Origin of the sequence: Chryseobacterium candidae, from assembly GCF_004916905.1 — a bacterium.
GTDB lineage: Bacteria > Bacteroidota > Bacteroidia > Flavobacteriales > Weeksellaceae > Chryseobacterium > Chryseobacterium candidae.
Map to the genome: position 1 here is coordinate 12,370 of NZ_SDLV01000011.1, position 15,930 is coordinate 28,299.

Below are 15,930 nucleotides of genomic sequence, written 5' to 3' on the forward strand. Positions count from 1 at the left end.
TTATGGATTTAAAGTAAGGTATTCCAGCTCTATAGCACTCTGATTAAGTTTACAGACTGCATCGGTGTAGCTGCTTTTTAAAGTAACTGCCTGATTGATCAGGATGACAAATTCCAGATAATTGATCTCGCCGGCAAGAAACTGTTTTTTGGCTGTTTCAGTGATGATATCGGCGTTTTTCAATTCCGAACTCTCATATTGGGAAACAATGTCAAGGTTAGCCTGATAAATCCCGGATGCCTTTCTGTACTGATTCTGCAGATTGAATTCCATGTTGGCAATATCACTTTCCACAACAGATTCAGCAATTTTTGCGGCCTGAATTCTGGCTTTCTGCCCGCCTGAAAAAACAGGAACCGAAACCCCAAGCTGTACAGAATGAAACTGTGGTGTACCGTTGTACATTTTATCATCAGCACCCATCCCCCTGAAACTGTTGAGGTTGTAGGCCAGCTGAAGTCCGGGAAGCATTTTTGCCTTTTCAAGAGCGATCTGCTGTTCTGAAATGTTTTTCTGTTGCTGTAATACTTTAATAGCCGGATGTAAGCTAAGCTCCTCTTTAAGACCTCCATGATAAATTTTCTGATCTTCAGGAAGAAAATCTGTTTCTGCATTTAAAAGCCACTGAAGCTGATATCCCAGCACTGAAAGCTCCTGGCGTAATTGCTTTAGCTGAATTTCAATGGAAGATTTCTGATTGGAAGCTGTAGTTTTTTCCAGAATATTACTTTCTCCTGCTTTCAGACGAATGTTTGCCTTATCCAGAAAATCAGTGTACAGCTTTAATGTTTCCAGAAGAAGCTTTTCTTTTTGTTTCCCATACAGAATATTATAAAAGGTAAGGCTCACGGCTTTCTTCAGTTCATATTCCTTAAGAGAAACATTCAGCAGAGATTTTTTCCATTCTTCGGTGTATACGTTCTTCTGCTTTTTATATACGGTCGGAAATGCTATATTCTGGGATATTCCGAATTTCATATCCGTCAGAGCACTGTTGATCTGCCCATAATCTACCGTTACTCCCGTCTGAGGAATATCAGATGATGATCTGATAAGCGCTTTTGTATATTCTGATTTTAATTTTTCATTTTTAAGATTTCTGTTATTTTTCAAAGCAATATCAACAGCATCCTGCAATGTAACGGGAGTCTGGGAGTTGACCAGCCCCGCAAAACCGAAGCATACAAAAAGAGCCAGAGCGGAAATCTGTTTTTTATTTTTTATTTTTTTCATTTTTAAATCCTTTTTCAATAGTTACATACAATAATGGTAAAACAAATAAGGTAAGAAAAGTTGCCACCATCAGCCCTCCAATAACCACCGTTGCAAGAGGCCGCTGTACTTCTGCTCCCGCTCCGTTGCTGACAGCCATCGGAATAAAGCCTAACGAAGCGACAAAGGCCGTCATCAGCACTGGCCGAAGCCTCGATTCTCCACCATCAATAATGATTCTTACAATATTTTTAATTCCTTTCTTGTGAAGACGGTTAAACTCTGAGATTAATACAATGCCGTTCAGTACTGCTACTCCGAAGAGCGCAATAAACCCCACTCCCGCACTGATGCTGAAAGGCATTCCTCTAAGCGCCATCAGAAATACACCGCCAATAATAGAAAGAGGAATCGCAGTGTAAATAAGCAAACTTTCTTTAACAGAATTAAAGGCCAGGAAAAGCATGACGAAAATAAGAGCCAGAGCAATGGGAACTGCTATCATGAGGCGCTGTTTGGCATTATTGAGATTTTCAAACGAGCCTCCATACGTCATGTAATATCCCGTAGGAAGTTTCATCTTCTGATCTACCTTATGCTGAAGTTCTTCTACAATACTCTGAACATCCCTTCCTTTGATATTAAAACCTACAACAATTCTTCGCTGGGCATTTTCCCTCTGAATCTGATTGGGACCATTCTTCACTTCCACTCTGGCAAGCTGAGACAGCGGAATCTGATTTCCAAACGGTGTAGGAACCAAAAGGTTTTTAATATCGGTCACATTTTTCCGGTCTTTGGTGTCCAGACGTACGACCATATCGAAGCGTTTTTCACCTTCAAAAACCAGTCCGGTACTTTGCCCCGCAAATGCAGTATTCACCACCCGGTTGATATCTGAAACGGATAAATGATACTGAGCAATCAGAGGACGGTTGTATTCTATAATAACCTGTGGCATTCCAGAAACAGGTTCTATGTAAAGGTTCTGGGTTCCTTCTACTGTTTCTATAATTTTCCCGAGCTTCTGGGCATTTTGGGAAAGTACATCAAGGTCTTCTCCAAAAATTTTGATCACGACATCCTGTCTTGCTCCGGTCATTAACTCATTAAAACGCATCTGTACAGGATATTGAAAACTGGCAGTAATACCCGGTACATCCTGCAGCTGTTTACCCATCTTATCAGCAAGCTCCGGGAAAGTGGATGCAGAGGTCCATTCTTTTTTATCCTTTAAAATAACCATCATATCAGAAGCATCCATCGGCATCGGGTCTGTAGGAACTTCCCCACTACCAATTTTTGTGACCACTTTTTCCACTTCGGGAAATCTGGATTTGAGAATGTGTGCTGCTTTCTGGGTACTTTCGATAGTTGTTGTCAGGTTACTTCCAGGTAAAACCCTTGTGTCTACGGCAAAATCACCTTCTTCAAGGGAAGGAATAAATTCACCACCCATTTTGGACAAAATGAAAACAGCAGTTATAAATAAGACTGCCACTATCCCAAAAACTATTTTGGGGATTCTGAGTAGTTTGAGCAAAACTATAAGATAGATCTTCTCTACCTTTTTCATCATTCTGTCTGATAAAGTAGGCTGATCACTTCTTTTTCTCAGCAATACGGCACTCATCATCGGAATATAGGTTAATGAAAGCAAAAAGGCTCCCAGCAGTGCAAAAGCTACAGTCTGAGCCATAGGCTTGAACATTTTCCCTTCGATTCCCTGCAGGGTAAGGATCGGGAGATAGACAATCAGAATGATAATCTGTCCGAAAACGGCACTGTTCATCATTTTTCCTGCAGATTCTATAACCACAGTATCCATTTCTGATTTCCCGACAGAGAAAATCTTTTTAAACTTCGGATTATGACTGAACTGATGTAAGACAGATTCCACAATAATCACAGCTCCATCGATAATCAGTCCGAAATCCAGGGCTCCAAGACTCATCAGATTTCCACTGACTCCAAAGAGGTTCATCATACATATTGCAAAAAGCATCGCCAAAGGAATAACAGAGGCAACCAGCAAACCTGCTCTTATATTCCCCAGAAATAAAACCAGTACAAAGACTACAATCAAAGCTCCTTCCGTAAGGTTTTTTTCTACTGTTCCGATGGCGTTGTTCACCATTTTGGTTCTGTCCAGAAAAGGCTCTATCACCACTCCTTTCGGCAACGATTTCTGAACCTGGGCAATTTTTTCCTTTACATTTTTTATGACCTGATTACTGTTCTCGCCTTTGAGCATCATTACTACAGCTCCTGATACTTCTCCCTGGTCATTAAAGGTCATCGCTCCATAACGGGTTGCAAACCCCGGCTTTACCTCAGCAATATCCCGTATAAACAGCGGTACATCGTTTGTTTTTGTCGCAATAGAAATATTATTGATTTCTTCAATACTTCCTACTAACCCTTCACTCCTGATGTATAGAACAGTAGGCCCTTTCTCAATATAAGCACCTCCGGTATTCTGATTGTTGGCCTGCAATGCATCAAATACGTCATTGATTGTTATTCCATAGGCATTAAGCCTGTCCGGATTTACAGCAATTTCATATTGTTTCAGCTTGCCTCCGAAGCTGCTCACCTCTGCCACCCCCTTTACTCCCAAAAGCTGTCTTCTTACAATCCAGTCCTGAATGGTGCGGAGTTCTGTGATATTGTATTTTTTTTCATATCCTTTTTCAGGCCTCACTACATACTGGAAAATTTCGCCGAGCCCCGTGGAGATAGGTCCAAGCTGTGGATTTCCAATTCCCTGCGGAATAACCGCCTGTATCTGCTGAAGTCTTTCGGCAACCTGCTGTCTTGCCCAATAGATGTCTACATCATCTTCAAAGACAATGGTAACCAGGGAAAGCCCAAACCTGGAGAAACTTCTGATCTCTTTTAATCCTGAAATATTATTGTTGGCCTGCTCTATAGGAAAAGTAACAAGCCGTTCTATATCTGTTGCACCAAAAGATGGTGCAGTGGTAATAACCTGTACCTGATTGTTGGTAATATCGGGTACTGCATCTATTGGCAGCTGGGTTACCTGATAAGATCCCACACCAATGAGTCCCAATACCAACAATGCAATTATGAGTTTATTCTTTACAGAAAACTCAATGATTTTTGTAAGCATATTATGATTAATTAATCTTAATTATCGTGATAAAATTTCCGGTATTCTGATGCATAGATCCATGCATCCGTATTACATACAGATACTTATTAAAAAAAACAGAATACCCTCCCAATCAAAAAATGACTGAGAAAAATAGATTAAGATTGACGAAATCTTGGCGGCTGCCAGATAGAATTAAGAATTTCCTTATTGTAAAGCGCACTTTTGTAGAAGGTCTTCTTGATTTCAATAGGAGTAAATACCTTCTCTATACAATGAAAATCTAAGGAAGGATTAATAGTAAAAACCACAGACAGCAGGCTTGCATGTGATACAAAAGGCAGCTTCTGATCCTGATCATGGTCACTGTCTTTCACAGGATGATCATAATGGGTTTTCAGAAATGTGGTAAGTGACATTTCAGGATTCAGGTCTTTATGCTGAATATAATGCTCAATGAGCAGAGGCATTTTCAAAAGCTGATACAATTCGGTTGTAGAAACCAAATACAATGTTAATAACAATATAGAAATCAGCTTTTTCACTCTATCAAAATTACAACTTTTTTCATTAAGAATGATTTTAAATAAGCAATTTCCCGTTCTAGCTTTGTTTCTTCCAATTCATTGCGAAGCCTCAATAACTTTTCCCTTATCGGGTCAGAGAAAATTTGCTTTTCTTTTGTAAGTTTAGCCTCTCTGTGAAGTTTTCTCCAAGTGACCGAACTTTCTTTACAGATTCCAAGCTCCTTGGCTACTGAAGAAACATTACCTCTTTGCTCACTTAATGAAACTGCTTGGATCTTAAATTCTAAACGGTAATTTTTTCTAACTCCTTTCATAGCATTAAAGTTAAAGAGTATAAGAACCGTGTCCTACAAAGGTAGCAACTGCAGTGCGGGAAGAGTTTCATCAGGAAGATTTTGATTAAATAACTCCACACAAAATATTCAACAATAATAAATTATTATTTCAAATTATTAATCTTTATGACAAAATAGTTCATCACATGATTAAAATTCATTATTTTAGTAGTAAACATAAAAACTAAAACCTGCGCAAATGTGTAAAATATTTATAGTTGACGATGATATTTTCATAGGAGAAATGTTAAAGTATCATCTCCAACTAAATCCTGATTATGAAGTTCTGCTATTCAGCAATGCAAAAGACTGTCTTTCCAATCTTTACCATAATCCTGATATCATATGTATTGATTTTGGATTACCAGACATTCAGGGGGATGAACTTTTTAAACAGATTAAAAACCTATATCCTGAACTTCCGATTATTGTTATAAGCGGACAGGAAAATATTGAAGTTGCCATCAATTTTCTAAAGCAGGGAGCAAAAGATTATATTGTAAAAAACGAGCATACCAAAGAACTTTTGTGGAATTCTATCATGAGATTGAAAGAAAACATCAACCTAAAGCAGGAGGTTGAAGACCTTAAAGATGAGCTCGAAAAAAAATATACGTTTGAAAAAACAATTATTGGGCAAAGCGATTCCATAAAAAAAATATTTTCTAAAATTAATAAAGCACTTACGTCCAACATCAATGTTTCCATTACCGGTGAAACAGGTACTGGTAAAGAAGTTGTTGCTAAGGCAATCCATTATAATTCATCAAGAAAAAACAAACCTTTTATTGCGGTAAACATGGCTGCTATTCCTAAAGAATTAGTGGAAAGTGAGTTTTTTGGCCATGAAAAAGGTGCTTTTACAGGGGCTACAGAAAGAGCCATCGGAAAGTTTGAGCAGGCTAATGGAGGAACTATTTTTTTAGATGAAATTGCAGAACTGGATCTTAATATTCAAAGTAAATTACTACGTGCCCTACAGGAAAGAGAAATCACAAGAGTAGGCGGAAAGCAAAAAATTGAACTCAATGTCAGGATTATTACAGCTACGCACAAAAATCTTGTACAGGAAGTCAAAAAAGGCAACTTCCGGGAAGATCTCTATTACCGGATTATTGGTCTTCCTATTGAACTTCCTCCTTTACGGGAAAGGGATCAGGATATTTTGATTTTGGCCAAACATTTTATAGAGCTTTTCGCAAAAGAAAACAAGGTTAAACCTTTGTCTTTATCTTCGGATGCAAGGAAAAAACTTTTAGCTTATCATTTTCCGGGAAATGTAAGAGAATTAAAGTCTGTTGTTGATCTGGCTTGTGTTATGTCTGATAATCACGAAATAACAGCAGAAGATATTAATTTCTTTAATCTGGAAAAAAACTCAGAATCTTTTCTCAATGAACAAAAAACACTAAAACAATATACTACCGATATCATTTTACATTTTCTGAAAAATAATAATAATGATGTCATTAAAACCGCAAAACTATTAGATATAGGCAAATCAACTATATATAATCTTATTAATAACCTTGAAATTGAAAATAGTTAGATGAAAGTTGCTAAATTACTTTTTACAGACGGAGCATTCAAATCAGAAAGAAATGATGAAAAGCTTAACTACGAGGAAGCTCAAATCATTATAGGATATGGAGCCAGAAGTATTATTGAAGAGGATAGCTTTTATCTTCTTTTAAAGGAAACGTTTCCTAATGCAGAGATAGCCCTGTCTTCTTCTTCGGGAGAAATTTTCTGTAATGAAGTGTATGATGATACGGTAGCTTTAACTATAATCAGTTTTTCAACATCTTACATAAAGACTTCACAGATTGATATTGAAGATTTTTCCTGCAGCTATGATGCAGGAAAAAAATTAATTGAAAACCTTCCTTCTGAAGATCTTAAATGGGTTTTTATTTTATCTGACGGCAGTAAGGTTAACGGCAGTCAATTAGTTCGCGGACTTAATGCCAGTAGGCCCCAAGAAGTTTTAATTTCAGGCGGTCTGGCCGGGGATGGGGATAAATTTGAAAAAACTGTAGTAGGACTCAACCAGGTTCCGAAACCTAATAAGATTCTGGCCATTGGATTTTATGGAGCGAACCTGGAATTATCTCATTCTTCAATTGGCGGCTGGGAAAGCTTTGGGCTTGAAAGAGTGGTCACCAAGTCACATGATAATATTCTTTATGAAATTGATAATAAAAATGCATTGGATCTTTATAAAAAATATTTGGGAAGATACGCTGAAGAACTTCCCGGCTCTGCCCTTCTTTTTCCATTATCTCTCACCTTATACCAGGACTCTTTATCAGTAGTGAGAACAATTCTCTCCATTAAAGATAACACGATGATTTTTGCAGGAGACCTGCCGGAAGGAAGTAAAGTAAGGTTTATGAAAGCCAACATGGACAGACTAATTGATGCAGCTAATGATGCAGCCCATCAATGTCTTAAAATGAATACACATAGCCCTAAACTGGGAATCATTATAAGCTGTGTAGGAAGAAAAATGGTATTGGGAGACAGAGTTTATGAAGAAGTGGATATAGTGCGGGATGTTTTCAAATCAAATACAGCGCTAACGGGATTTTACTCATACGGAGAGCTATCTCCTTTAAGCCCGTTTGGCGACTGTGCTCTGCACAATCAGACTATTACCATCACCACAGTTAATGAAATTGAATAACTATGGAAATCAAATTTCACAATTTACTCGAGAGACAGATCAATAAATATCTTACGGAAGACTGCAAAAATCATCCGCAATTTAAACGTTTTATTCATGCAGTTAATGAATCTTACAAATCATTTGAAAGGGATAAAGAACTTATGGACTACGCTTTCAAACAAAGTGAAGAAGAATATCAGGAGCTGTATCAAAATCTTAAAAATGAAAATACACTTAAACATGAATCTATCAGCAACCTCTATGAATCATTAAAAATTATTGATTCTGATATTGAAATAAAAAAATCGGAAGATCTTAAAGAACTGTCACTGTATCTTTCTGAACAGCTAAGGAAAAGAAAAAGAGCAGAAGATTATATAAAGCAGCAAGAGGAAAAATATCGGAATATTATTGCTAACATGAACCTGGGACTCATTGAAGTAGATAATGATGAAATTATTCGCTATGCAAACCAAAGCTTTTGTAATGTATCAGGGTTTGAACTGGATGAAGTAATTGGTAAAAACCCAAGTACACTCTTTTTGTACGGAGAAAACCACGTCCGGTTTTTGCAAGAACAGATAGAACTGAGAAAAAAAGGAATTTCCAGTGTATATCAGCTCCCTGTAAGAAACAAGAGAGGAGAAATAAGATGGTGGGCAGTAAGCGGAGCTCCCAATTATGATGATCTGGGAAATTTGTTAGGTTCCATAGGAATCCATCTTGATATCACTGATCAAAAAAAATTGGAAGAAGAATTAAAACTTGAAAAAGCAAAAGCATTGGAAGCGTCCAAGGCTAAAGAGGTTTTTCTTGCCAATATGAGCCATGAAATACGAACCCCTCTTAACGGTATCATTGGTTTTCTGCGAGAGCTCAAAAGAAGTGACATCCCTGATGAACAGAAACAATTTGTAGAAAACAGCTATAACGCTTCACAGCACTTATTATCAATTATTAATAACATACTCGATATTTCTAAAATTGAATCTGGAGAAATGTCTTTAGAGCACAAGAGTTTTTCTTTAAAAGACAGCATTCAAAAAGTCATTTCCGTTCTTAAGCCAAAAGCAGAAGAAAAAAACCTTAAAATTATTACAGATTTCTCTGCGGATATTTTCCCGGTTTTAAAAGGAGATTCTCTAAGACTTGAACAGGTGTTATACAATATCATTGGTAATTCTTTGAAATTCACCAACGAAGGGCATATCAAAGTTGAATCTAATGTGCTGAAAAGTTTTTCAAACCAGCAAACCATTTCGATCACCATTACTGATACCGGTATTGGAATGAGCGAAGAATATGTACGTAATATATTCAATAAATTTAATCAGGAAGACAGTTCAATTTCAAGAAAGTATGGAGGTACAGGTCTTGGAATGTCTATTACCAAAGAACTTGTTCACCTTATGAAAGGAGAAATTAATGTAAAAAGTGAAAAAAACTCAGGAACATGTATTACAATAATTCTGATTTTAGACAGGGGTGATGAAAAAGCCTTAAAAGAAAGCACCTGGAAAAATCAACATATTTCCATTGCAGGTACAAAAGTTCTGCTGGTAGAAGATAATGCACTTAATCAGCTGGTGGCAGAAAGATCTCTTAAACATTTTGAATGTAATGTCGTTAAAGCTGAAAATGGTAAAATAGCCCTGGAAATATTAAGTAGAGAACAATTTGACATTATTCTGATGGATTTGCAAATGCCAGAAATGGATGGTATTGAAGCAACTAAAATATTACGGAATGAACTTGGAATTAAAGCCCCTGTGATCGCACTTACCGCTAACGCTTTTAAAACAGAAATAGATAACTGTATTAATGCGGGAATGAATGATTATATCACCAAACCCTTTAATGAAGAAAATTTACTCAAAATAATTTACAAGTACGTTAAAATCCCTGAAAAAACAATAGAGACAATGTCGGACGCAGGTGAAACTTTCTACAGCCTCAAAAATATACAGGTTCTCAGCAGAGGTGATAAAGATTTTATGCGGAAAATGCTATTAATATTTATTGGACAGACTGAAACAACACTTCCAATAATGAAAAAGGCATTTGATGAAAAAAACTATGTTGAAATTGGAAGACTGATGCATAAAATAAGACCTAGTATACAAGCCATGGGAATAAATTCTATTGAAAATGAAGTAAAGCAACTTGAATTACTTACCATAGAGGAAAATAAAGAATTCCCGGAATTATCTTACTTGTTTGAAAAAATAAAGGAAACCCTTGAAACAGTGGTCACTCAATTGAAAGATGAAATAAGCCAATCTATTTAATCCAAAATCAAGAAGCTATTCCATATTCTGGAAAAAACCATAAACATAAACAACTGACAAACAATAAATTACAAAAAAGGTATAGAAATAGAGATATTGTTTTCAAAATAAATAAAATGGAAGTAAATAATCAAAATTTAAAACTTTTTATTGTAGATGATGACAGGTTTTGTTCAAATGTTTATCAGCAGTATCTGAAAAACCATCATTATGAAGACATTACCTCCTTTAGCTGTGGAGAAGATTGTCTTGATGAACTTTATCAGAAGCCGGACATTATTTTTCTAGACTATAATATGGAAGATCTGAACGGGTTTGAAGTTTTAAAAAAAATAAAACGTTTTGATCCCAATATTTACGTTATCATGGTTTCCGGGCAGGAAAATATAGATACAGCAGTAAATGCACTTAAATACGGGGCATTTGATTATTTAACTAAAAATACAAATGTCTGCGAAAAAATGGTAAAAACCATAGAAAAAATTTTAAAAATAAAAGAAGAAATCTCTCAAAGCAAATTAAAAGGCTTTCGCAAATTTTTCTCAATGATATTTTAATAATCTATGACAAAAAAACTCATCATATCATTTATCTTTCTCTTACTGCTTAGTTCTTGTAAGACATATAATGTACTGGAAGAAGAGCAGGCATCCAGAGATATGCAGGATTTCAAATTTAATCCGGAGTACGAATACAAAATACGGAAAGATGATAAAATTACTCTGTCTGTGTGGGGCCAGGATGATTTAAGCGTAGGCTCAGTCTACGGAATTTATAATTCTAACGAAGTATATGGCAAATGGCTTCTGGTTGATAAAAATGGCAATATTGAAATTCCCAGGCTGGGAACCACTTTTGTCGTTGGAAAATCGGTTCCTGAACTGAAAGAGGAAATTAAAACCAGATTAAAAAAGTGGCTTGTAAATCCAGTCATCGATGTCAAAGTCCTTAATAAAGAAATAACGGTAATGGGTGAAGTAAGAAACCCGGCTGTTATACAGGTAGATAAAGATCAGAATACATTACTTGAGCTGGTTTCAAAAGCAGGAGGTTTTGAAATGTACGCCAACCTCAGGTTAATAAAAATTTTAAGACAGGAGGGAGAAAATGTGAGGGTTACTAATATTGACCTTAGTAAAATGAAAGATGTTCCCAATCAGAATATTGTTCTTCATCCTGGAGATTACGTGATTGTGCCCTCTAAGAAAAGTAAAGATTTTGATAAAAGAATATCAACCATTATTCCTTTTGCAACCGTTACCTCTGCAGCTGCCATTTTAATAGGTCTGTTATAAAACTTATACCATGAACAACGAAAATGTACGATTCCTGAAACCTCTTTTAAGAGGACTGCCTATAATAGTTCTTGCAATGATAATTTCTGTTTTGGCCATAAAAAAATATCTTAATTACGTTACACCAATGTATGAAAGTACGGCCAAACTAAAACTTGCGGATACACAAGAAGGAGTTCCCAGTGCAAATCTTTTCAAAGACTTTGATGTATTTGCATCAGCCAACAAAATCAGTACAGAAATTGAAGTTCTCAAATCCTCTTCTCTCATCGAAAAAACTTTAAAAAAATTATCCTTTTCCACAGAAATATACCGCAAAGGAAAAATGCAGTCAGTAGAGCTTTTTAACGACTCTCCAATAAAAGCTGAAGCAACAATTGCTGACAAAAAAAACTTTGATAAAAAATTCTCCTTAAATATCCTATCCTCTGCAAACTATATCCTCACTACTTCAGACTCCCCAAAAGAATTAAAAGGGGTATTTGGTATTCCCACCAATATTGAAGGAGGAAAAATCCTGATTACAAAAAATGAAGAATATCTGCTTTCCAAACCTAATGCAAAAATCATTGATCATTACGAACTGGTATTTTTAAGCAGAGAAAAGCTTCTCGAAAAAGTTAATAAAAATCTTGATATTGTAGCCGTAGACAAAGATGTACCGGTTATCAGAATCAATTTTAAAAGCAATGTACCTGCCAAGGCAAGTCTCCTGGTCAATACTCTGGCTGAAACATATATTGAAGATTATATTGAAAATAAATACCGGGCAGCCAATACTACTGTTGATTTTCTAAAAGGAGAAATAGGACAGGCTAACAATAAATTATCCGAAACAGAAAACCGTATTGAAAATTACAGAAACAAAGAAAATATTATCAATATTCCACAAGAGACAGAAACGGATCTGAGAAAGATAGCCCAGCTTAAAATCCAGCAAAGTAATCTCAAAATGAATCTTGATGCCATCAAAAATCTTAACAGCTATATTACAGAAGGAAAAGATAATTATCTTGATCTGGCTACAAACTTTGAAGCATTCAACGATCTTCTTTCTACCGAAATTGTAAAAAACATGAAACAGCTACAGGCAGAAAAAAAAGAATTATTACTTACCTACACTCCTGAGCATGAAAAAGTAAAAATCATTGACACAAAAATTAAAGACCTTACCGATTATCAAACCGAAAGCATAAAAAACACTCAGAAAAATTTACAGATAAAATACAATGATATAGAGCGCGATATTCAGACTGCAGAAAGTGCTTTCATTGGTCTTCCTGAAAAAGAAAAGCTATTGAACATTATGAATAGGGAATTTAATCTCTATGAAAAAAACTATAATTTTCTGAATGAAAAAAGAATAGATGCCGAGATTGCAAAAGCTGCCAAGATCTCATTCCATAAAATTATTTCCCGAGGGGAACTGCCACAGGAACCTGTATCACCAATGCGTTCTATCATTATTATTGTTACTGCCATTATGAGTATGGTTGCTTCTATTTTTCTGATTTACGCAGTACATTTTGCCAAAGCCAAAGTAAATGATATTTCCATCATAGAAAAAAACAGTTCCATACCGATAGCATTCACTACCCCATTTATCAAAAAGAAAGAAAAAATAATGCACCATTTTCTGGAAAATGTCTTGGAGATGGAGCTTAAAGAGATAATAAAGGATAAAAAGCAGATTTGTATTACTTCATATGATAAGGCACAACAGCATGCATTTCATGCAAAAAATATCATCAGAGCACTACAACTGCAATCCAGAAAGGTTTTGTTGGTAGATGCCGCCGGTGTATTAAGCAATTCAGAGGGTGATCATTATATCAATTTATCTGCCGAAGAAAATCTACGGCTGACAGCTAGGGAAGTGAGAGATCTTATCGATGAAAAAATGAAAGAATGTGATATCTGTGTCATCAATAATCAAGCAATAAAGCAGGGCAAGCTTCCTTTACTTTTCATGAATATTTCAGACCAGAACCTGTTCATACTTGACAGCCGGAAAACTGCCGTTAAAAATATAATAAACATTGAACTCTTAAAAGATGAATATAAACTGTCCAATCTTTGGTTTGTTCTGAATAAAGAAGGATACAACCCTAGTCTGATAACTACCATTAAAGGAATTATAAACAAATACAAATCGTGAAAAGATTCCATGAAATATTTAAAAGCGCCTCTGTTTTGGTTTTTACAGATCAGCTTATATTCAGCGGGAGCAATTTTCTTCTGACCTTTTTACTGGTGAGAAAATTAAGTATTTCTGAATTTGGAATATTTTCATCTATCCTTTTAATAACCTATTTTCTGGTAGGTATTTCTAACTCTTTTATTGTTCAGCCTTTTCAGATTTTATCAGCAAAGAATTTCAGTAAAAAATCGCTGGGCTTTGCATTTCTGGCTTCATTGGTTTTGATCTCCATATTCAGCCTCATTATTTTCTTTATTACCCTTCTCCCTATTCCTGCCATAGCATTTTTAAAAAACAATCTTTCTGCACTAATAGTTTTTATTTCAGCCTATATTTTACAGGACTTTCTCAGAAAAATATTACTGACCATAGATCATATTAAAATTGTCCTTTTTATCGATACTGTCTTTATTATTATTTTTCCTTTACTTGGATTTGAGACATCCCTTACCTTATGGAAAAGTTTATATATTATCGGTATTGTAAACATTGCAGCATCTATTCCCGGCATAGGATACCTTATAAAAAATGCAGACTTCGGTCTTAAAAACACTTCACTTTTACACTATTATTTTGCCGAAGGCAAATGGCTTTTAAGTGCATCTGTTCTTCAATGGCTTTCGGGTAATTTTTTTACTCTTGCTGCAGGGGTATACCTAGGGATCAATGCCTTGGGAGCATTAAGGCTTGTTCAGTCCTTCTTCGGAATTATCAATGTTATCTTACAAACCATTGAAAACTATTACCTTCCTAAAACAGCTCAGCTTTATTATCAAAATAAAAACCAGGAGAAAAAGGAGCTTCTTCTCAAGATGATGAAAGCAATAGCAGTATTAGCCATTATAATCATTGGTTTTTTCACTTTTTCAGAATCGTTGATTATTATGCTCGGAGGAGAAAAATATCATCAATATGGATTTGTCATTAAGCTGGTTTCAGCATTATATATTGTAATTCTATACAGTTATCCAACCCGGATTTCCATCAGAGTTTTAGAACAAAATAAGGCATTCTTTATCGGATATAGTATATCCTTTATTTTTTCGGTTCTGAGTTTCCATTTTTTGTTAAAATACGGGCAGCTATATGGTGCTGTAACTGGCTTAGCTATGAACCAGATTATCATGATTGTGTATTGGAAAATAATTCTCAACAAAAAACAAATTTCGGTATGGGCATAGTACATTTAATATTAGGAAAAGCGAATCCCGAAAAAATGAACGGCGTTAATAAAGTCGTGTATAATATCGCTACAAAACAGGCACAAAACAAAGAGAACGTAGAAGTATGGGGTATTTCTGAAAATACAGAAATCAATTATCCCGAAAGAATATTTGTAACCAGAATTTTTAAGAAAAAAAGAAATCCTTTTTCTATTCCTGATGATCTTAAAAAAGAAATTCTGGCCGCTGATCAGGCAACAATTTTTCATTTTCATGGAGGATGGATTCCCTTATTTTCTTCTTTAAGTAAATTATTGAAGAAAAATAACTACCGATACGTAATAACTCCTCATGGTGCATATAATAGTATTGCCATGGAGAAAAGCAAATATACAAAGAAGATCTACTTTGAAATATTTGAGAAAAAAGTCATTGAAAATGCTTCCAAAATCCATTGTATAGGAGAAAGTGAAATAGAAGGTCTCCATTCTGTTTTTCCAACCTCAAAAAGCGTTCTGATTACCTATGGCTATGATAGAATAAATACAGGCTTTTATTCCGGCAATCTCAAAGAACCTATCATTTTCGGATTTGTTGGCAGATTGGATATTCATACAAAAGGTCTGGATATTCTCATTGAGAGTTTCGCTTCTTTTTCCAGCAAAAAACCTCATTCCAAACTCTGGATTGTAGGAGACGGAGCTGAGAAAAATGAGCTCATCCATCTACTGAAATCATATCATATAAGTGATAAAGTAGAATTGCTAGGAAGTAAGTTTGGAGAAGAAAAAAATGATCTGATCAAAAAAATGCATGTCTTCGTACATCCTTCCAGAAATGAAGGCCTTCCTGTGTCAGTCATTGAAGCAGCTGATTTTGGAAAACCCTGTATTGTCACCAAAAATACGAATATCGGACATCTGGTAGAAAAATACAATGCCGGCATCAGTATCGCTGCCCCGGATTCTGCTCTGCTTACCAATTCTTTTATTATGATGTCTGAAATATGGGAAAATCAGAATGAATATAAGAAGATGTCTGAAAATGCCATAAAAATGGTGGAAGAAGCTTTTGACTGGAACAGAATTCTTGAAGACATGAATACCCAACTCTACAACAGATGA

At 35.5% G+C, this 15,930-nt stretch carries 10 protein-coding genes and 1 pseudogene; 8 read left to right on the forward strand and 3 right to left on the reverse strand.

Annotated features, from left to right (window positions below; all coding sequences use genetic code 11):
• From EK417_RS06190 to EK417_RS06200, 3 genes and pseudogenes are all read right to left on the reverse strand, one after another.
• Positions 1-4,348: pseudogene (locus tag EK417_RS06190) on the reverse strand (CusA/CzcA family heavy metal efflux RND transporter).
• A 140-nt stretch (positions 4,349-4,488) separates the two neighbouring features.
• Positions 4,489-4,875 (reverse strand): hypothetical protein, encoded by a 387-nt coding sequence (locus tag EK417_RS06195; protein WP_168801938.1) that lies wholly within the window; start codon positions 4,873-4,875, stop codon positions 4,489-4,491.
• Positions 4,872-5,171: a transposase gene (locus EK417_RS06200; RefSeq protein ID WP_136521636.1), complete on the reverse strand. Its 300-nt coding sequence runs from the start codon at positions 5,169-5,171 to the stop codon at positions 4,872-4,874. The genes EK417_RS06195 and EK417_RS06200 overlap by 4 nt, the downstream gene beginning before the upstream one ends.
• Before the next feature lie 220 nt (positions 5,172-5,391).
• On the opposite strand from EK417_RS06200, the gene EK417_RS06205 reads away from it, so the two are divergent.
• From EK417_RS06205 to EK417_RS06240, 8 genes are all read left to right on the forward strand, one after another.
• Positions 5,392-6,741: a sigma-54-dependent transcriptional regulator gene (locus tag EK417_RS06205; protein WP_136521637.1), complete on the forward strand. Its 1,350-nt coding sequence runs from the start codon at positions 5,392-5,394 to the stop codon at positions 6,739-6,741.
• Positions 6,742-7,878, forward strand: coding sequence for an FIST signal transduction protein (locus tag EK417_RS06210; RefSeq protein ID WP_076594403.1), 1,137 nt, complete (start codon positions 6,742-6,744; stop codon positions 7,876-7,878).
• 2 nt (positions 7,879-7,880) lie between these two features.
• Positions 7,881-10,148, forward strand: a complete 2,268-nt coding sequence (locus EK417_RS06215; protein ID WP_136521638.1) for a PAS domain-containing hybrid sensor histidine kinase/response regulator — start codon at positions 7,881-7,883, stop codon at positions 10,146-10,148.
• Positions 10,149-10,264: 116 nt separating this feature from the next.
• Positions 10,265-10,705 carry a response regulator gene (locus EK417_RS06220; protein WP_076594401.1) on the forward strand — a complete coding sequence of 147 codons (441 nt, stop codon included), beginning with the start codon at positions 10,265-10,267 and terminating at the stop codon, positions 10,703-10,705.
• A 6-nt stretch (positions 10,706-10,711) separates the two neighbouring features.
• Positions 10,712-11,443, forward strand: coding sequence for a polysaccharide biosynthesis/export family protein (locus EK417_RS06225; RefSeq protein WP_076594400.1), 732 nt, complete (start codon positions 10,712-10,714; stop codon positions 11,441-11,443).
• A 10-nt stretch (positions 11,444-11,453) separates the two neighbouring features.
• Positions 11,454-13,601, forward strand: coding sequence for a GumC family protein (locus tag EK417_RS06230; RefSeq protein WP_076594399.1), 2,148 nt, complete (start codon positions 11,454-11,456; stop codon positions 13,599-13,601).
• Positions 13,598-14,824, forward strand: coding sequence for a lipopolysaccharide biosynthesis protein (locus EK417_RS06235; RefSeq protein WP_136521639.1), 1,227 nt, complete (start codon positions 13,598-13,600; stop codon positions 14,822-14,824). The genes EK417_RS06230 and EK417_RS06235 overlap by 4 nt, the downstream gene beginning before the upstream one ends.
• Entirely contained in the window at positions 14,815-15,930 is a 1,116-nt protein-coding gene (locus EK417_RS06240) for a glycosyltransferase family 4 protein (RefSeq protein ID WP_136521640.1), read from the forward strand. Before EK417_RS06235 ends, EK417_RS06240 begins: the two co-directional genes overlap by 10 nt.